At 43.3% G+C, this 17,666-nt stretch carries 16 protein-coding genes; 3 read left to right on the top strand and 13 right to left on the bottom strand.

Translation table 11 applies throughout. From position 1 onward, the window contains the following. Window positions 1-190: 190 nt before the first annotated feature. Both ACI1P2_RS15525 and ACI1P2_RS15520 read right to left on the bottom strand, forming a co-directional pair. Entirely contained in the window at window positions 191-1,180 is a 990-nt protein-coding gene (locus ACI1P2_RS15525; RefSeq protein WP_355320752.1) for a quinone oxidoreductase family protein, read from the bottom strand. 169 nt (window positions 1,181-1,349) lie between these two features. Further along, on the bottom strand, window positions 1,350-1,766 hold the full coding sequence (locus tag ACI1P2_RS15520; protein ID WP_355320751.1) for a MerR family transcriptional regulator: 417 nt from the start codon (window positions 1,764-1,766) through the stop codon (window positions 1,350-1,352). Window positions 1,767-2,029: 263 nt separating this feature from the next. Here ACI1P2_RS15520 and ACI1P2_RS15515 point away from each other — a divergent pair, with 263 nt between their 5' ends. Further along, window positions 2,030-3,070, top strand: coding sequence for an NAD(P)-dependent alcohol dehydrogenase (locus tag ACI1P2_RS15515; RefSeq protein ID WP_355320750.1), 1,041 nt, complete (start codon window positions 2,030-2,032; stop codon window positions 3,068-3,070). 312 nt (window positions 3,071-3,382) lie between these two features. Next, window positions 3,383-5,692, top strand: coding sequence for a glycosyl hydrolase (locus tag ACI1P2_RS15510; protein WP_355320749.1), 2,310 nt, complete (start codon window positions 3,383-3,385; stop codon window positions 5,690-5,692). 69 nt (window positions 5,693-5,761) lie between these two features. Here ACI1P2_RS15510 and ACI1P2_RS15505 read toward each other — a convergent pair whose 3' ends face one another. Beyond that, window positions 5,762-6,670 (bottom strand): LysR family transcriptional regulator, encoded by a 909-nt coding sequence (locus ACI1P2_RS15505; protein WP_355320748.1) that lies wholly within the window; start codon window positions 6,668-6,670, stop codon window positions 5,762-5,764. A gap of 144 nt (window positions 6,671-6,814) precedes the next feature. On the opposite strand from ACI1P2_RS15505, the gene ACI1P2_RS15500 reads away from it, so the two are divergent. Further along, a complete protein-coding gene (locus tag ACI1P2_RS15500; protein WP_355320747.1) occupies window positions 6,815-7,834 on the top strand; it encodes an alpha/beta fold hydrolase in 1,020 nt (339 codons plus the stop codon). A 95-nt stretch (window positions 7,835-7,929) separates the two neighbouring features. Here ACI1P2_RS15500 and ACI1P2_RS15495 read toward each other — a convergent pair whose 3' ends face one another. From ACI1P2_RS15495 to ACI1P2_RS15450, 10 genes are all read right to left on the bottom strand, one after another. Further along, a complete protein-coding gene (locus ACI1P2_RS15495) occupies window positions 7,930-9,423 on the bottom strand; it encodes a zinc ribbon domain-containing protein (RefSeq protein ID WP_355320746.1) in 1,494 nt (497 codons plus the stop codon). Between the two features lie 198 nt (window positions 9,424-9,621). Continuing rightward, window positions 9,622-9,891, bottom strand: coding sequence for a hypothetical protein (locus tag ACI1P2_RS15490; RefSeq protein WP_355320745.1), 270 nt, complete (start codon window positions 9,889-9,891; stop codon window positions 9,622-9,624). 15 nt (window positions 9,892-9,906) lie between these two features. Further along, complete coding sequence (locus ACI1P2_RS15485; protein WP_355320744.1) at window positions 9,907-10,662, bottom strand: hypothetical protein; 756 nt, start codon at window positions 10,660-10,662, stop codon at window positions 9,907-9,909. Next, on the bottom strand, window positions 10,643-13,324 hold the full coding sequence (locus ACI1P2_RS15480) for an alpha/beta fold hydrolase (protein WP_355320743.1): 2,682 nt from the start codon (window positions 13,322-13,324) through the stop codon (window positions 10,643-10,645). Before ACI1P2_RS15480 ends, ACI1P2_RS15485 begins: the two co-directional genes overlap by 20 nt. Window position 13,325: 1 nt before the next feature. Then, window positions 13,326-14,069 (bottom strand): hypothetical protein, encoded by a 744-nt coding sequence (locus ACI1P2_RS15475; RefSeq protein ID WP_355320742.1) that lies wholly within the window; start codon window positions 14,067-14,069, stop codon window positions 13,326-13,328. Window positions 14,070-14,081: 12 nt separating this feature from the next. Further along, window positions 14,082-14,546 carry a zinc ribbon domain-containing protein gene (locus ACI1P2_RS15470; protein WP_355320741.1) on the bottom strand — a complete coding sequence of 155 codons (465 nt, stop codon included), beginning with the start codon at window positions 14,544-14,546 and terminating at the stop codon, window positions 14,082-14,084. 99 nt (window positions 14,547-14,645) lie between these two features. Next, on the bottom strand, window positions 14,646-15,164 hold the full coding sequence (locus tag ACI1P2_RS15465; protein ID WP_355320740.1) for a zinc ribbon domain-containing protein: 519 nt from the start codon (window positions 15,162-15,164) through the stop codon (window positions 14,646-14,648). 771 nt (window positions 15,165-15,935) lie between these two features. Next, on the bottom strand, window positions 15,936-16,058 hold the full coding sequence (locus ACI1P2_RS15460) for a hypothetical protein (protein WP_408976233.1): 123 nt from the start codon (window positions 16,056-16,058) through the stop codon (window positions 15,936-15,938). 194 nt (window positions 16,059-16,252) lie between these two features. After that, window positions 16,253-16,660 carry a cupin domain-containing protein gene (locus ACI1P2_RS15455; RefSeq protein ID WP_355320739.1) on the bottom strand — a complete coding sequence of 136 codons (408 nt, stop codon included), beginning with the start codon at window positions 16,658-16,660 and terminating at the stop codon, window positions 16,253-16,255. Between the two features lie 28 nt (window positions 16,661-16,688). Beyond that, window positions 16,689-17,552 (bottom strand): aldo/keto reductase, encoded by an 864-nt coding sequence (locus ACI1P2_RS15450; RefSeq protein WP_355320738.1) that lies wholly within the window; start codon window positions 17,550-17,552, stop codon window positions 16,689-16,691. Window positions 17,553-17,666: the final 114 nt, after the last annotated feature.

The raw sequence follows: 17,666 nt of genomic DNA, 5'->3' as shown, positions 1-17,666 counted from the left end.
GCAGCACCTCCGAGATGGCGTTCATCAAATATTTAAATGTTACCATCCATACCGCTCAAAAGAAAGCCTCTCGTCCGCCTGTTGGCGGGCGAAAGGCTTTAAATCGCGGAAGATATACACTTTGATGGGTTTTGATGGGTTTTGATAGGTTCTGATGTTACCTGTTGTTCATACTGTTATCCATTATTCATCATCCCATCTGCAGCACCAGCTTGCCCGACGTCTGCCGGCTCTCGAGCAGGCGGTGGGCATCAGATGCGTACTCCATTGGATATATACCGTACACTTCCGAGCGGACATCCCCGCTGGCGAGCAGCTGTAGCGCTTCCCGTGCCGCCTGCCCCACCGACATCGGATCATATACGGCATATGCCCCCAGGTTAAATCCGGCGATGTTCATGTTGCCCAGCCAAATATCATTCGTGGCGTGCATCAACTCACCGCCGCTGGCATTGCCCAAGGCGATCATTTGCCCCAGCGGCTTCAGGAGCTCCTGGCTGCGGGCCCTTGTCTCTCCGCCGACCGGGTCAAAAACGGCGTCGACTCCCTGCACTCCCACAATCTGTTTGGTTGCATCCACAAAATCCGAACGCAGCAGCAGTTCGTCATATCCAAGCGAGGCGGCCAGCTTGATCTTATCCGATGAGCCAACCGTTCCCAGCACGGTACCTGCACCAAACCGCCTTGCGATTTGCCCAAGAAAGCTGCCCAATCCGCCTGCAGCGGCATGAACCAGAATGGTGTCTCTTTCCTTCATCCGGTTCACATGCTTGACTGCCATATAGGCCGTTGTCAGGTTGACAATGGAGGCAGCAGCCTCAGGCATCTTCACATCACCTCCAAGCTCATCAAGCGGTACCGAAAGTTGCGGCGTAACTCTAGCCTGGGTGGCGTAGCCACCAAGCTCAAGCAGCTTCATGGAAGCGACCGGCTGGCCGATCCTAAATCCTTGAACGCCCTCTCCTATTGAACGGACATATCCAGACACCTCAAGTCCCGGGATCACCGGAAATGGAAACAACTCCGTAAACTCGCCTTTGCGGATCAATATATCCACGAGCCCGACGCCTGCATACGCCACATCTACAATCATTTCCCCGTATCTTGGCGCAAGATCCGGCATTTCCTTTACCTGCAGTACCTCGGCTCCGCCTGCCTTTTCAATAACAATTGATTTCATCTTGAGAACCTCCTCGATAGATTATCTATGCGGTTATCTTACCAAGGAGGGGCGGAGTCAGACAGGTTTGGGTTATACGGGTATAAAAGGTAACAGGCTACACCGCGGCTGTCACAAAAAAACCACCTGTAATCCATATGAAAACTTATGAATTTACAGGTGGCTTTTATTAATTAGTAAAGACACTCCCTATTTTTACGTTTTTATGAATATCTTCCGTTCCGGCATCCAATGCAGTCTTGTAATATAAGCATTTATGTTCGATGACTGCCATTGTTTTTTTTAGTTCTTCCATTTGAGCTTCTACAGTAGCTTTCCGTTCCATAAACATGTCATATCTTTGTTGCAATGAGCAGTCCCCCTCAGAACACCAATCAATGAAATTTTTAATTTCCTTGATCGGCATCCCGGTGGATTTTAGACATTCAATTACTTTTAAAGCATCGATGTCGGATTCTTTAAATAATCGTGTTCCGCTGGATGTCCGTTCTACAAAGGGCATAAGTCCCTCCCTATCGTAGTAACGCAAGGTATATGGTGTAAGATTCAATTCTTTTGCAATTTCGCTGATAGAATAAGTCTTCATCTTGCATCTCCTATTCTAAATATATTAGAGTTCGAGTTAACTTTATGGTATAAAGGGCACTTTATCACGTTATTTGCTGAATGTCAAAGCCACCTTTAAGGAAAGTAAAAATTGCCTCTTATAAATAATCACTTGACCTAGAGTTAACTATAAGGACTAAAATTGTTTTGCAAGAGAAGGGATAGAAATGAAACCTGATTGATTTCATTTACCTGATGCAAGCATCTTCTCTTGAAAAATTTAAATTATAGGAGGATTTATGAATGATAACTGCTAAAGCACGAGCTGTAGATGGTCCGGACAAACCGTTTCGAGCGGCAGAAATTAATAGACGTGATCTTGATTCCCATGATGTTCTGATTGAAATTAAATATGCCGGCATATGCCATTCGGATATCCATACTGCTCACGGCGAATGGGGACCTGTAAACTATCCACTTGTACCTGGACATGAAATTGCGGGAATTGTCTCGGATGTAGGAGCAGAGGTTACAAAATACAAGGTTGGTGACCGGGTAGGGGTCGGATGTATGGTTGATTCCTGTGGCGAATGTGAGAACTGCCGTAAAGGAGAAGAACAATACTGTCTTAAAGGAAATATCCCTACCTACGCTGGTGTTGACAAATACGGCGAACCTACACAAGGTGGATATTCTACCCATATTGTCGTAACCGAGAACTTTGTAGTCAGAATTCCGGATAACATTGAGCTTGACGCGGCTGCTCCATTACTTTGCGCAGGTATTACGACTTATTCACCGCTACACCACTGGAACGCTGGTCCAGGTAAAAAAGTAGCTGTTGTGGGTATGGGCGGTCTTGGTCACATGGCTGTCCAAATTGCTCATGCCATGGGTGCGGAGGTCACCGTTCTGTCACAAACACTGTCGAAAAAAGACGATGGGTTGCAATTGGGCGCAGACAACTACTATGCCACAAGCGATCCGGAAACTTTCGCGAAACTTGCCGGAACCTTTGACTTAATTATTAACACCGTAAGTGCAAAGATTGATATGGATGCGTATTTCTCACTGCTCACTCTTGATGGAACCTTGGTGAACGTCGGTGCCCCTGGGGAGCCGTTGTCATTAAATGTGATGTCACTCATCGGACATCGCCGTTCATTTGCAGGTTCAATGATAGGCGGCATCCGTGAGACACAGGAAATGCTGGATTTCTGTGCCAAACACAATATTATTCCTAAGATCGAAGTGATATCGGCCGACCAGATTGACGAAGCCTACCAACGTGTGTTAGCTTCAGATGTGAAGTATAGATTCGTGATTGACATTAGCACAATGTAATTTGTGTAAATGATAATTCTATAAGTGATTTCATGTTGAAGGTGTCTCAAAAGCAAAGCTTTGGGGACACCTTCATTTATTCTGTCTGCCTCTTCTTCTCCTTATAATCTTCGCTTACAATGGGTGCCATCATTCACCTCAACGATAAACGACAAGTATGTCGTTTTCAAGACACAAGGAAGATCTGAACTTTTCAATGTCGAAATATTTACAAAATTTGGTTCATGTGCTATGTTTATTTTGTAAGCGCTACCATGAGTTGATACATTATGTTATTGTTCCTCCTATTTCAGATGGAAAGGAAAGATGGCAATGAAACATTGGCTCAAAAAGGCAAGCGCAATGATGCTGGCATTTACTCTGCTGCTTGGATTGTTTGGATTGATGGCAGCGCCCGTTCATGCAGACACCGCACTTTTCACAATTGAAAGCGAAGATGCTCAGCTCACCTCCGATCTTCAAGTGGTGACTGAAATTTACGGACAACCCAAGCCCGGGTTCTCCGGGACCGGGTTTGTCTGGATGCAGAATTCTGGCACTATCACTTTTACTGTGACCGTCCCGGAAACCGGCATGTATGCGATCTCCACCCGATATATGCAGGAGCTCAGTCCAGACGGCAGGCTTCAATATTTATCAGTGAACGGTATTACCAAGGGTTCGTATATGCTGCCCTATACGACCGAGTGGTCGAATTACGACTTTGGTTTCCATAAGCTGAAGCAAGGAAACAACACCATTCAACTGAAGGCCGGTTGGGGGTTTGCTTATTTTGATACCTTCACTGTGGATTATGCCGATCTTGATCCCCTGGATGTGCAGCCTGTTCTTACCGATCCTCAAGCCACACCGGAAACGCAGACTTTGATGAATTATTTAACAGAGGTTTACGGCAACCATATTCTCTCCGGCCAGCAGGAGATCTACGGGGGCGGAAATAACGGCGATTATGAGTTGGAGTTTGATTGGATCTACAGTTTAACCGGAAAGTATCCTGCCATCCGCGGCTTCGATTTAATGAACTATAATCCGCTCTACGGTTGGGAGGACGGCACAACCGAGCGGATGATCGATTGGGTGAATAACCGCGGCGGGATCGCGACAGCTAGCTGGCATATCAATGTGCCCCGAGATTTCACCTCCTATCAGATCGGGGAGTTTGTGGATTGGAAGGAAGCCACCTACAAGCCGACGGAAACCAATTTTAATACAGCCAATGCGGTGGTTCCCGGTACTAAAGAATATCAATACGTAATGATGACCATTGAGGATTTGGCGGAACAGCTGCAGATTCTGCAAAACAACAATGTGCCGGTTATTTTCCGGCCCTATCATGAGGCGGAGGGCAACGGCGGTTTGAATGGGGAAGGCGCGTGGTTCTGGTGGGCTTCGGCAGGTGCGGAGGTGTACAAACAGCTGTGGGATCTGCTCTATACCGAACTTACAGAGACGTATGGCTTGCACAACTTGATCTGGACCTACAACAGCTACGTGTATAACACTTCTCCCGCATGGTATCCCGGCGACGATCAGGTGGATATTGTCGGCTATGATAAATACAATACGATCTACAACCGTCATGACGGTTTGTCCGGCGTACCCAATGAGGATGCCATTACCTCGATTTTCTATCAGCTTGTTGATTTAACCGACGGCACGAAAATGGTGGCCATGACGGAGAATGACACTGTCCCAAGCGTACAGAATTTGACGGAGGAAAAAGCGGGATGGCTCTACTTCTGCCCCTGGTATGGCGAGCATCTCATGAGTTCCGCCTTTAATTATCCGGCCACCCTGACAACGCTTTATCAAAGTGATTATGTAATCACGTTGGATGAGCTGCCCGATTTAAAGAATGACAATCCAACACCAAGCGCTGCGATTACGCCCGTGAATGCGACATATGATAAAGCGGAGAATCTAGGGCAGGATATTTCCGTAACCCTTACTTTGAACGGACACCAGCTTACTAACATAACGAATGGAAAAAATGATACTCTTACATCGGGCCAGGATTATACGGAGTCAAGCGCTGCTGTCGTTCTGAGCCAATCCTATCTTTCCACGCTACCGCTGGGCCAGAATGCGATAACCTTTCATTTCAGCGGAGGAAAAAACGCTGTTCTTACAGTAAATGTAGTGGACAGCAGTACTCCTCCTGTACCCGCAGGAGACTTGACCATCCAAGCATTCAACGGCAACACGAGTGCCTCCACCAACGGAATTTCGCCCAAATTCAGAGTAGTCAACACCGGTGATTCCGCGATTCAGTTAAGTGACGTAAAACTCCAGTATTACTATACGATTGACGGGGAAAACTCACAGAGTTTCTGGTGCGACTGGGCCAGCATCGGGAGTGCGAATGTAACCGGCAAATTCGTTAAACTGGCAACTCCGGTTGCCGGAGCAGATTATGTTCTGGAAATGGGCTTTACGAGTTCGGCCGGAACGCTGAACCCCGGCGAGAGCGCAGAAATTCAAGCACGGTTTTCCAAAACCAACTGGTCCAATTACAACCAGGCTGACGATTACTCGTTTAAGGCTTCCAGCAGTCAGTTCGCAAACAATGAACAGGTTACCGGGTATATGAACGGTCAGCTTGTATGGGGAATTGAGCCGTAAGCAAGACAAAAGGGTTGGGTCGGGGTTATGCCCTGCTCCAACCCTTTTGTTTTCCTATCGCTGAAAAGGCTAAACGGTTTTATTCTCCTCTTCTATAGCGATAACTTCCCTTGCTGCTTCTATGAAAGATAATATGATTGGTGAAAGCCACTTGTCTTTATGCCATGACATCTGTGTATACACGTGCAAGTCCGGAATTTTCCATGGAAGAGCAACAAGTTCGCCCCGCTCAACTTCGGCTTCAGCTACGATTTCAGGAAGAAAGGCAATACCGATTCCCGAAATTGCACATTGTTTAATGGCTTCAGCACTTTGAAACTCTAGATACGTAATACTATCTATACCCTCTTTCTCAAATGACCGGTCGAACATGGTTCGGTAGGGACAACCCTTTTCATTCGTCAGGAACACTTCTCCGTGAAAATCCTCCAGCTGTAGCACAGTTCGTTTTGCGAGCGGGTGGTCCGGAGCAGCGAAAAGACGGAAAGTTTCTTCCACCAACGGTTCCACTGCAAGTCCGCCCGAACGAATGGGTTCATCCAACATAAAGACGACATCCGCGGTTCCCTCAAATAGGGTTTGCTTGAGCTCTTGATTTGGAACGGAGCGGAAGATCAGACGAACTCCCGGATAGCGCGAACGAAATACGCGAAAGACTATTGGAAGCCGATAGGCGCAAATCACCTCATTGGCACTGATCGTTAGGGTGCCGCTTAGAACCTCATTGTCATGAACGGCGCTGCGAGCTTCGTCCAATTTGTCCAGAACGCTTTGAATATGAGTTAAAAAGCTTTTACCCGCCGTTGTGAGAACGAGCTGCTTGCCCAAGCGGTCAAAGAGACGAACACCAAGCTCATCCTCCAATGCTTTTATTTGCATCGTGACGTTGGAGGGGACATAGCCCAGCACTTCCGCAGCACGGCTGAAATTTAACGTTGAGGCAACCATACGGAACGTATTGAGTTGACGCAATTCCATCATACGATCCCCCTTTTACTTTCAATATTATTGAATACTGCTTTGAATTCTATTCACTTTTATTGAGAGTACCACAGGCCTATACTAGGTACAAGAAATACATGTTTAATTGTGTGGTTTCATTTTGAAGGGAGCGACAATACGATGGATTATGAGATTTTCGATTTGGGTGACGTAACCTTACAATCAGGAGTGACGTTACCGGGTGCTTTTCTTGCTTATAAGACTTATGGAAAATTGAATGAACAGAAAGATAATGTCATCGTCTATCCAACTGCTTTTGGCGACACGCATGTTCAGAATGAATGGTTGATTGGAAATGGCATGGCACTGGATCCGCAGAAATATTTCATAATCGTTCCCAATCTGCTGGGCAACGGGTTATCTTCGTCTCCTACGAACACGCCTCCCCCATTCGACCGGGCTAATTTCCCGCAGGTAACCATCTATGACAACGTTCAATTTCAGCATCGGCTGGTGACCGAAAAATTCGGCATTCACAAGATCGCTCTCGTAGTAGGATGGTCAATGGGAGGTATTCAATCCTTCCAATGGGGGGCAAGTTATCCGGATATGGTGGAACGAATTGCGCCTTTCGCCGGAGTTGCCAAGCCTTGGCCCCAAACGTATCTGGTCCTGGACGGAATGAAAGCTGCGCTCATGGCTGCAGTCCGCTTCGATTCAAGTAAACTAAACCAGTTGACTTCTGCTGACATGCGCGCCGTTGGCCGTGTCTATGCGGGATGGGGTTTATCGGATGCATTTTATAGAGATGAACTCTATCGTGAACTGGGATTTGACTCATTGGCAGGTTTTGTGGCGGGTGTCTGGGAAGATAGCTTTATGAAGATGGATCCGCACAATGTCCTGGCTATGTTATGGACAGGCCAAAATGCCGATATTAGTGCAAACCCAACCTATAACGGAGATTTTGATAAGGCGCTCAAAAGCATTAAAGCGCTTGCCTGCGTCATGCCAGGGAGCACGGATCTCTTCTGCAAGGCGGACGATAACGAATACGAGACTAAGCTTATACCTAATGCTGTTTTTAGTCCTATCGAGTCGATCTGGGGCCATTTTGCCGGTCGTGGAATCAACAATGCCGATAATCAATTTATTGATGACAACCTAAAACGATTGTTGGCGCTTAGTACAAACGGATAGATCATCATTAGTATTGGAGTGAGGTCGCCAGCGCTTACTGGTCGACCTCCTTTTGGTGTGGGCGTGTATTCATAGCTTGTATATTAATTTTCAATTTACCATGATGATGTGTAAGTTTTAGGGTTATCCTGTACAACTTCCTTTGTATTCTCGCTGTCCAATTTCCAGTATTTATTATACACTGCATCCACTAACCACTTAGAATTGTTTGTATCATATACGAGAGTAACATTATAAACATGATTCTCTTCCTTTAGTTCGGGTTTCTCCCCTTTTCTAAAGGTAGAATCTTCATTAAATTTATTACTAACATCAAGTCTTAAAGTCCATTGATTGTTTATATTAGACAAATAAAACGACGATAAATCAAATGTAGTCCCAATATATTTTCCAGAATATCTGTTCCCCCAAAACTTGTCCGAATCAATACCACCTTTAACTTGATTTTTATAATTATCAGTGGCAATTGTCAGCTTTTCAATATTACCGGTTGTGTAGGCCTCCATGTATTCATTAAAATTTTTTGTTACTTGCTCCATAATTGCCTGTTGAAATTTTTCTTCATTTGTAGGATTGATTACAACACGTGAGCTATCGATAGGGACATCAGCTGTTTTAACTTTCCCCCATGGAAAATCCCCTTCAAAAGAAGCAGTCAGAGATCCATTTGTTAATAGTGGGCCATAAGTTTCCTCCTGAAGAGGATTAATACCAACTGATTTCCCATTGATTAATAAATCCCCTTTAACACCTTCAATTGCATAATCGGATCTAATAGCAATATCAAATTTGACATTCTCGCCATCAAGATCGAGAGTAACCGCCTCTGTATCTTGAATGAGAGCGACCTCTTCTTTTCTGCTTAGCTCAACAAAATCGTTCTTGAGTTTTGCCTCTATCTCATATTGTCCAGGCAAAAAAGGCCCTACGGTTTGTTCTGAGTTTGCTTTAGCAATCGTTGCAATTTCTTCTCCATTAGCATACAGTTGTACATTTGGATAATTGGTTTCCACTGTAAGGAAAGCAGGTTGAACTTCTAATTTGTATCTATCAAAAAACAGAAATTTCCCGTCTTTATACAAATTGACCATTTCATTTTGAGTGTACCAATCTATTTCCCCAGAATTAGCCTGGATTTTTAGATTTTCTACAACTCGTTCTTCGACATTAGGATGTTGATTTAAATATGTAAGAAAGCCTTGAACACCTTTATCATTAATGATTAATCGGTCGTCGGAAGAAGACAGCAGATTCTTCAAAGCTTCGGGCTTATCCTCCCTTACTGCAACCTCAAAGCGGTTTATCAACCTATCCTTTGACATCAGGTTGCTTCCAACCTTAAAGGAGACGGATAAGATTACGATTAGCCCTAGGACCAAAATCAGGAGTAATCTATTTTTTTGAATCAGATTTTTAATGCCTTTTTTAGGTTCTGTTCGATCTTTCGCACTCTCAATGACTTGTTCTTTTTTTGTTAATTCATTATGCTCAGTCATTTGTGCGTGGGACTCAACCCTATGTCCGCAGCTTGGGCAAAATTTTGCCTGTTGGTTTAAAATCTCTTTCCCACAGTTATTACAATTCTTCATATATATCCCCTTTTTTAGCGCAGTTGTGACTATATATATTTTAAGAAACGACTTCTTAAATCAAATTGAGTCGTAACCTTATTTTTCATGGGAGTTATATTTAAGATATTCTCGTGACAAAAGTACACCTCCTCTCCTTAATAATCCATTTATACTAATCCATTTTTACTATATTAGAATGTAATCCTTTTCTTAACTCTACTCTCCCTTTCTTCTTCGGATATAGGCAATCAACCAAGAGATACTGCCGAGAAAATATAAAGGAAACACAACTAATATGGTGATAAGTGTGAAATAAATACCCTCTAACCTTAATCCCGGACCGGTGCTGGGGGGATCTAACACAAGTCCTGTCAAATAAATGGCTAACCCTATCATAAAAGCGACGCTCTGCTCACGGTAAGAGTTTATCCATGCGGTGACTGTTATTGCAATCAAAATAAATAATAAAATAGTCGGTATTGCCATTATCTATCCTCCCTATTATTCGCCCTGGACTTCTATTCTCAACTCCCTATTAGCGTCTTTATCCGTACCGTTTTGTAAAATTAGAAACACTAACATCGCTATAGGAAACACAATACGATCTACAAATATCGTCAAGTATTGAATTGTATCGGTATATAGCGTAATCATTCCCTTCCATACAAATAAGTGAAGCATAGCCGCATATAGGATAACCATTGTCGCCTTAAGCTTGTTAGATTCCATCATCACGGCCACTAATGTAATGATAATAAACCCTAACCAGCCTTGAACATAATCTCCCACACCCCAAATAATTGCGCAAACAAACAGCAATGTCCCTGGTAAAGGATGTAGCTTAATCCTATACATGAGCAAAGAGCAAGTTTTCCGACCAACTTTGCTCCATAGATTTATGCGGGTTATGTATTGTAGCAGCAAACTAATTAGCGCAAAGGGAAGTACCGATCCAAGCAACCAATCGAACGATTTCGAAGGATCAAAACGGTGAGCTGCAAAAAGACCGATAGATAAAAAAAGGTGAAAGGTGATCCAATATGGCCAAAATGATTTTTTGGACCATATTTGCCAGAACATAAACAAAATGATGATAGAGTTGGCGATTGCTGAACCCATCGTATATAAAGCCAACGAGACAAGAATAGCCACCCAAATGGATAGGGGATGCATCCAACTAAACAGACGTTCCAGCATTGTATCAGACTTTTTGTTCCCCTCGACCAGATTTATGTCATCAATAGCTGCTGTTTCCAAGCCAGTAGCCCTCCTTAATGTCCGCCACCATACTGCTGAGTTTTTCCCAAGGCCATTCCAAATACATTAACCCGTAAGATGCATATTCCGCCACTGCCTCATTTGAACGGTCATCTGTCATTCGAAGTAGCAAAGTATTAGCCTGGCTAAGATTCCCTACATCGTATTGTAGTGTATAAACATAGTCTTCCTCTTCAGTGACGGTACTGTATGCTTCAATTAGATCATCAGGTGACAATGAATACATTAACTTTCCACCTGTTTGATCGGCAATCTGCTGTAATGTATTCATATCTGTTAGGCCAAGAGCAACAATATATAAGGCTAAGTTATTTGCTTTCGCAGCCTGAACGGCTTCTTCCATAGTCGCTTCGCTGCTGCCAGACTCGTTCCCGTCTGTCATCAGAATCATTGATTTTCTACCCGCTTCATACGAAAGCAGGCGTGCCCCCGCAACAATCGAATCATACAAAGATGTCCCACCACTAATATTTGTATACACTCTTTTACTCGCCTCTTGGTAATCCAGCGTTAGAGTCTGAAGAACGGTGATCATATCTGTGAAGCCGATAATACCCACTTTTGCCTCTGTCTTATTCTGAAGACTGGAAATGTACCTCTCTGCATAGACTTTTGAGATGGCCTTTGGATATCCGTCCATACTACTCGAGTAGTCTAAGTTCATGAGAATACTACCAGAGGTCATAAGTGTCTTTTTATTCTTAGTTATGAATGGATTCACGAGTGGCTTTCCGTTTAATTTAGCTACAAAGTCAGTGGAATCAAGCGTAGCTACTGAATTCCCCGTAGATCTATCTATCACCCGGAACGTATGGATGATTCTACCATCCTTCATCTCACTATCAAGCATTTGGATGTAATAAGGATATTCAGGCACTGGTTGCTCTTCTAATGCAGGCTCATAACTGACTGTAACCTCAGTGTCTGCAAAAACTAAAACATCCTTTACTTCGTCGGAAGGTTTATACTCAAATTCTCCCTCCCATTGATTATTTTCAATCCACTTCATGGGGACAGGAACCATTCGTTCCCATGTCTGATATTGATCCCGCTCCATAATTCTTACATTCGCACGAGTGCGTGAGCTAACCTTAAGTTTCACGGGTTTACCATAGTAACTAATGTCCTCGCGAACGATAATCTTATTACCTGACTTTGAGATAGTCTGGTTAGGATTCAGCAACATGACTAGTTCATTATCATCTTTACCGGTAAGCGGATTCTCAACTTGTTTCTTAATAATTTCTGTTTCTTTCATCTGGTCGGAGTGGTAGATATATGGACCTAGTTGTTCTTCAACTTCCTTGTCATCCGCCATTTCAAGATCAGGGAGAATCCGTAGATTCCGGTCCATATTTTTTTCAACTTCTAAATCAGGCCATATCTCAAGCTTAACGCTGCTTAATGGGACTACCGCATCGTTCTCTTCAGCATCCCATAGGCTAATATTTTTTATGAATCTATCTACAGGATAACGCCCTATTAAATGGTAAGGATCATCAACGGTAGCTACTGTTATATACTGCGGAAGATATCCATTATTCCTTAGTGTAGAATTTCGATACAATGACTCGTCAAGCCATAAACGGTGAAGAAACAAATTAGAAATAACACTCTCCTTCACCTCTTTGCCATCCTCATCAATATGATTAAGCAGATAGAAGCGTTCCGACATTAAACGATCCTGTACAACATTCTTCGCTGACAGCTGCTGACCGTCCAAACAAAAGCCCCAACATCGTGCCTTTAGTTCTGAAACAATCGTACCCTCGTCGATAAGATTCCGATCCACTAGCTTCACTGAATCTGACTCATCGTCTTTAAAAACGGGTTTCAATGAGTATTGCCCCCTGCTTCTTTCCTCACGCTCTAAAACACGTCCAAGCATCAATTTGGCGTACTCCTCAAATGCACCACTATATCGGTAATCCAGGCTCCCTTCAAGTACATCTGTCCCCAACTTTGATAGGTTAAGACCCGCTTCCGTTAATTGGCGACCTTTGATAGTCTGTATAACCTCTGTATGGTTTTTATTCAACCATTCTTCATAGGGTTGCGAGGGAATTTGACCACCATTCCAAGATTCCATCATTTTATTGGAGTAATCTTGGTAGTAACCACGGTATTTTTGAATTTCCTTATTATCAAGTCCATCCTGAAAGTAATCTTCTGGATCATCAAACATGGTCTGAATTCGATTCATGAAGGCGGCTTGAGATCCGTGATTTGGTGTTCCCATGAAAATAACTCTGCGAACACGCTTCTGAATCTCTGGGTGCTGTGTAAAATAATATCGGGTTAGCAAGCCTCCCATGCTGTGAACAATGATATCGAATTGGGCATCCCTTGGTAGCTTGTTAATCGCATCAGTCATTCGTTGTTGAATTGTATCTGATGTGATGTCGTTCCGGTTATACTCACCGTAATCAACAGCGACCACCGGGGATCCTTGAATATTCAAGTAACTATATATTTCAGCAGCTTCCCAAGAAGACGCCTCATCGTTATAACCGTGAACAAATAATACAGGAATATATTCTGTCGTTTTATACGGATCAAACACTTCAGCGGCTCCGGATTTCGTAGGGCTGACTGGCAGCAGAAGCGCTATTATAAGGACCATAATGATGAAACGCTTCATACTACAGCCCCCCATCCATGTCGCTGATAACGTACTTCATATTAATGGCGTCCCACATACCATAGTTGGTTACAACCACCTTGGAACGAACGGTTTTTCCATTGAAAACCTTGCTCTTGTTGAAAACAGCTTTCTCATCTACCTTTAATTCCTTGATCTGTCCATCGAACTCAAGTCGGATGGCCCCACTGTCATTAAGCAACTCAATTTGCATGGGGGTATTTGAGTACAGTCTTCCCTCTTCCATAACCAAGTCTTCCGGCTTTGGCTTCTCTGACACTGTGTCACTCGAGATAGGAGCAAACGGGATATCTATCTCGTTTTGATCTCTGTATACAGCTTCCTTAAGAAGTACTTCCAGACTATTTGCATCATGAATAACAATCATATTATCGTTTTCCGAAGGAATATAATCTTGGTCATAAAAGTAGATTGCCTTGGTTTCAGGATTCAGTGATGCATGCCGCCGGTCAAGGTCAAGTCCCCACATATCTAAGTATGCGTCGCTGTTCAATTCTCCAACATGAACGACAGCAAACTTGGTACCATATGAAAGGCGACTTTCTATCTTTTTATCATTACTGTTCCACCAATCATTGTAGGCTTGCTCGAGTTGATCCCTTGTAACGTCAGTATTCTCTTCAGCTTTAACAGGTCTACTCCGATGGTCCTCAATGTAAAAAAACACAAAAGCTCCAGCTAAGAGCAATATGAACGCAATCAATGTAGTTACTTTGAATTTCAATCGAATCTCTCCCTATCCTTTCCATGCATAAATACAAGTAAGAAAAATGACTACCATACTAAGGGCTATGTAGAGAAATGTCGGCACTGAAGCAAATCGGATGATTCTTTCGTTTATGCCATTATTACTCTCTAAGGACACAGCTGAAGTATCAGGGATCAGTGTTGTATCTCTCTCAGTAGTTATAGCTGTTTCTGTTCCTTGTGGTTCGACGTCCACGTCGGATTTATGTCCATCTTCCACTGTTAGTTGTACTTCGTCTACCGACTGTCCTACCTGCTCTGCCTTTGTCTGCTCAGTAGGTGGTAACAGAGTTGATGATTCGGATTCATATACCAGGTGCTCTACCTGTATGGACGGTTCACCTGTCTCATCTAAATTAGTTCTAAGATCCATATCTTCGGTAAGTAACATCCCGCAGTTCCCGCAGAATTTATTATTCTCCTTTACCTGCGCCGAACATCTTGGACACTTCATTGTATCCCCCCTATTTCATACACTGACCAAGTATTACTATGTAAAAAAATAAAAACATACAAAACCCCCAACCACCAAAGAGGGGGTTGGAGGCTTGTTTTATTCCGCCTTTGCACCGCAAGAGGTGCAAAAACGTGAATCATCTTCAATTGGTGACTGACAACTGTGACAAAGTTTAACCGCCGAAGATGGTTGATCAATCGTTTCTGATTGAGCCTCTGTTACCTCTGCTTTAGTTGGTTCATCATATACCTGGGGAGATTCATCATGCTGTAACGTCTGGCCGCAGCTATTACAGAACTTGGAGTCATATCCGACAACTGCTCCACATGTACATGTCTTCTCGCCCTTTAACTTAAGCAATTGCTGTTCTAAATGCTCGATCTCTTCATCGATAAGAAGCACGGCTTTTGAAAGTTCATCAATTTGACTTACCTTTTCACTCAATTCACCGGCACAATAAGCACGGTGTACTATTTCGCCTAACTCTGTAAACTTTGTGGTCTTCTCCTTTCGCTTCGCTGAAATCTGAGCACTCAATCGAGTTGTCTCCACTGTTTGCTGAGCTTTGTCTTTCACTTGGTTCAAACTGCTTTTCATTTTGTTTAGAAAACTCACTAGTTTCCCTCCAGTTCATATGATAATGGAATCTAGGATGACTACCTTGCCGAATACGGAGAAACCGTGTATTTAAACAGGATATAACCAAGGAAGACATACACGGCTGCCGAAATGAGTGTAGATAGCGATATCCCTGTAAAAGGAAATAGAATGATGAAGGCATTAAACCATAGCCCATAGGGTACATACTTGACATTACCGGATACTAGAGATGACCATACACCAATTAGAAAAGCGTAAGATGCAATGGTTACTAAAGGAATGGTATAGAAAATAGTCGTCAGTACGTTAAGGCTTTGATATGGCAGAATGGCAAAAAGCAGTTCTTCTAGAAAAACTATGCCCAGCCCCCCGAAGAGCAGCTGTAACTCGACTTTCTGAAAGAGTCGATACCATTTCAATGATTCAAACCAATTCCGTATCTCCCTTAAAATGATGGAAAATTGTTGCACTTTTCAAACCCCCAGTTTAGATATAAATGGAAAGCCTTCGCTTCTGCATTATTTCATTATTTCGACATATAGGGTCTTTTTTCCTGCACCATTAGACATGTTTTCTTCACTTAACACTCCTTTGAAAAAGGGGAGGTATCCTTTGGAAGCAAAAGAAGGACCTAAAGACCTATTAATACCTATGCTTATTCTTGATTATAGACTTAAGGCCAGGGGAGCAGGTTGTCTGGGAATCGCTGCAAGGTATGCTGCTGCAAAAATAAGGAGATGCTTTCGATCGTATGAGAATGCCAGATGCTATTCGGGTCCATCGGAGTCAAACGATAAGAGAATGCTTGAAGCGGAGACGGCTCGATTGGCTCGATTGATCCAAAACAACGCGCTGCATGATGGGATCTTTGACCAGCCCATTCAGGCTTGCACCTTGGTCGCTTTTCATCAACAGGCACGGGCTTGAAAACGTTCTATACGCCATAATCGCGGATCTTGAACAGGATTCAACACTTCAACAACTAAATGGATAGTGAACAAAAAGACGACACCGTGCAAGAACACCGGTGTCGTCTTAAGTATAGCTGCCTGTTAGCTTAGGGATAGTGGCTATATTTAACGCCATCTACTGTTTTTTATCACTTAAAGTTTGGTATATTCTTCATCTGACACTGGCTCCAGCCATTCCGGCGTACCTGCAGTGATTGCAATATGTTCAAACCAGCTGTCTTTTGTTGCACCATGCCAGTGTTTTACACCATCATGGGTAACAATAACATCACCGGCTTTCAAGAATTGGGCAGGTTGTCCCTCTTCCTGGTACCACCCTTCACCGCCAGTTACTAATAAAATTTGATACCCATTTCGATGGATGTGCCAGTTATTCCGACAACCCGGTTCAAAGGTCACATTCCCGACTCCAACATTAACTTTAGGATCGGCAACCAACGTTTTTAGGTAACTTTGTCCCACAAAATAATTTGCAAATGCTTCATTCTTCTCTCCCACGGGGAAAATCACGCCATTTTGCACTTCTTCATGTTTTGCCATTGTAAAAAAACCCCCATTCATTACCGATTTACTTTAATTTCCCGCCAAATACCGGGAAGAAACTATGCTCACCATAATTCTGGATGTGCTCTACATTCTTCAAAGTTTCCATATCTGCATCACTGATAACAAAATCAAGCTCTGCATTGATTCTCATGTGATCTGGATTTGCCGTCTTTGGGATTACGACAAGACCCAACTGGATATCGTAACGCAGGCAAAGCTGAGCAACAGATACTCCATACTTATCGGCTATTGCCTTAACCTCTGTATTACCAAGGATCGCACCGTGTGCAATTGGTGAATATGCCTCTACAAGGATGTCATTCTTCTGGCAGAATTCAATTAACTCCAAAGGAGTATTGCTCACATGTGCCAATATCTGATTTACCATAGGTTTGATCCCACAGCTTGCAAAAATATTCTCTACATCATCCTGAAGGAAGTTAGAAAGACCGATTGCCTTTACTTTGCCTGTCTTATAAGCATCCTCCATTGCCTTCCATACTTCTTTGTTTTCCTCGAAATACCGGTTCTCCTCACGGAACTCCTTCCAGGGTTGTGGGCTGTGGATAATCAGAAGGTCAATGTAATCCAGTCCCATTTTTGCTAAAGACCCATCAATGGACTGCTTAACTGCATCATAGTTCTTTGCTTCTGCTGCAACCTTTGTCGTAATGAAAAGTTCTTCTCTTGCGACACCGCAGGAACGGATTCCTTCACCTACACCAGCTTCATTCATATAAGCCTGAGCAGTATCAATATGGCGATATCCAAGTGCTACCGCATCACGCACTGCCTGTGCCGCCTGTTCATCGTCAAGCAGCCAGGTACCAAGGCCTAATTTGGGAATTTCAATATTATTTGATAATTTGTAAGTTTCGTTAAACATACCTTAGGTCTCCTTTGCATGGATATATTTTGGGGAATTCCTTTTCCTAAATCCTTGGTTTTCCCATTGCCCATTCACAATTTCTTTAAATGAAACAGAGATGCTTGCTCTCCA

The sequence above is a fragment of the Paenibacillus jiangxiensis genome (assembly GCF_046098255.1).
Taxonomy (GTDB): Bacteria; Bacillota; Bacilli; order Paenibacillales; family Paenibacillaceae; genus Paenibacillus; species Paenibacillus jiagnxiensis.
Note: the sequence above shows the minus strand (reverse complement) of the source record. Positions and strands in the feature narration are given on the sequence as shown.

Excerpts from the sequence above, each read along its gene's own strand:
- ACI1P2_RS15470 (WP_355320741.1), bottom strand. The coding sequence starts at position 14,546 with ATGAAGTGTCCAAGATGTTCGGCGCAGGTAAAGGAGAATAATAAATTC.
- ACI1P2_RS15455 (WP_355320739.1), bottom strand. The coding sequence starts at position 16,660 with ATGGCAAAACATGAAGAAGTGCAAAATGGCGTGATTTTCCCCGTGGGA.
- ACI1P2_RS15500 (WP_355320747.1), top strand. The coding sequence starts at position 6,815 with ATGGATTATGAGATTTTCGATTTGGGTGACGTAACCTTACAATCAGGA.
- ACI1P2_RS15520 (WP_355320751.1), bottom strand. The coding sequence starts at position 1,766 with ATGAAGACTTATTCTATCAGCGAAATTGCAAAAGAATTGAATCTTACA.
- ACI1P2_RS15480 (WP_355320743.1), bottom strand. The coding sequence starts at position 13,324 with ATGAAGCGTTTCATCATTATGGTCCTTATAATAGCGCTTCTGCTGCCA.
- ACI1P2_RS15525 (WP_355320752.1), bottom strand. The coding sequence starts at position 1,180 with ATGAAATCAATTGTTATTGAAAAGGCAGGCGGAGCCGAGGTACTGCAG.
- ACI1P2_RS15495 (WP_355320746.1), bottom strand. The coding sequence starts at position 9,423 with ATGAAGAATTGTAATAACTGTGGGAAAGAGATTTTAAACCAACAGGCA.
- ACI1P2_RS15515 (WP_355320750.1), top strand. The coding sequence starts at position 2,030 with ATGATAACTGCTAAAGCACGAGCTGTAGATGGTCCGGACAAACCGTTT.
- ACI1P2_RS15510 (WP_355320749.1), top strand. The coding sequence starts at position 3,383 with ATGAAACATTGGCTCAAAAAGGCAAGCGCAATGATGCTGGCATTTACT.
- ACI1P2_RS15450 (WP_355320738.1), bottom strand. The coding sequence starts at position 17,552 with ATGTTTAACGAAACTTACAAATTATCAAATAATATTGAAATTCCCAAA.
- ACI1P2_RS15505 (WP_355320748.1), bottom strand. The coding sequence starts at position 6,670 with ATGGAATTGCGTCAACTCAATACGTTCCGTATGGTTGCCTCAACGTTA.
- ACI1P2_RS15490 (WP_355320745.1), bottom strand. The coding sequence starts at position 9,891 with ATGGCAATACCGACTATTTTATTATTTATTTTGATTGCAATAACAGTC.
- ACI1P2_RS15460 (WP_408976233.1), bottom strand. The coding sequence starts at position 16,058 with ATGAAAAGCGACCAAGGTGCAAGCCTGAATGGGCTGGTCAAAGATCCC.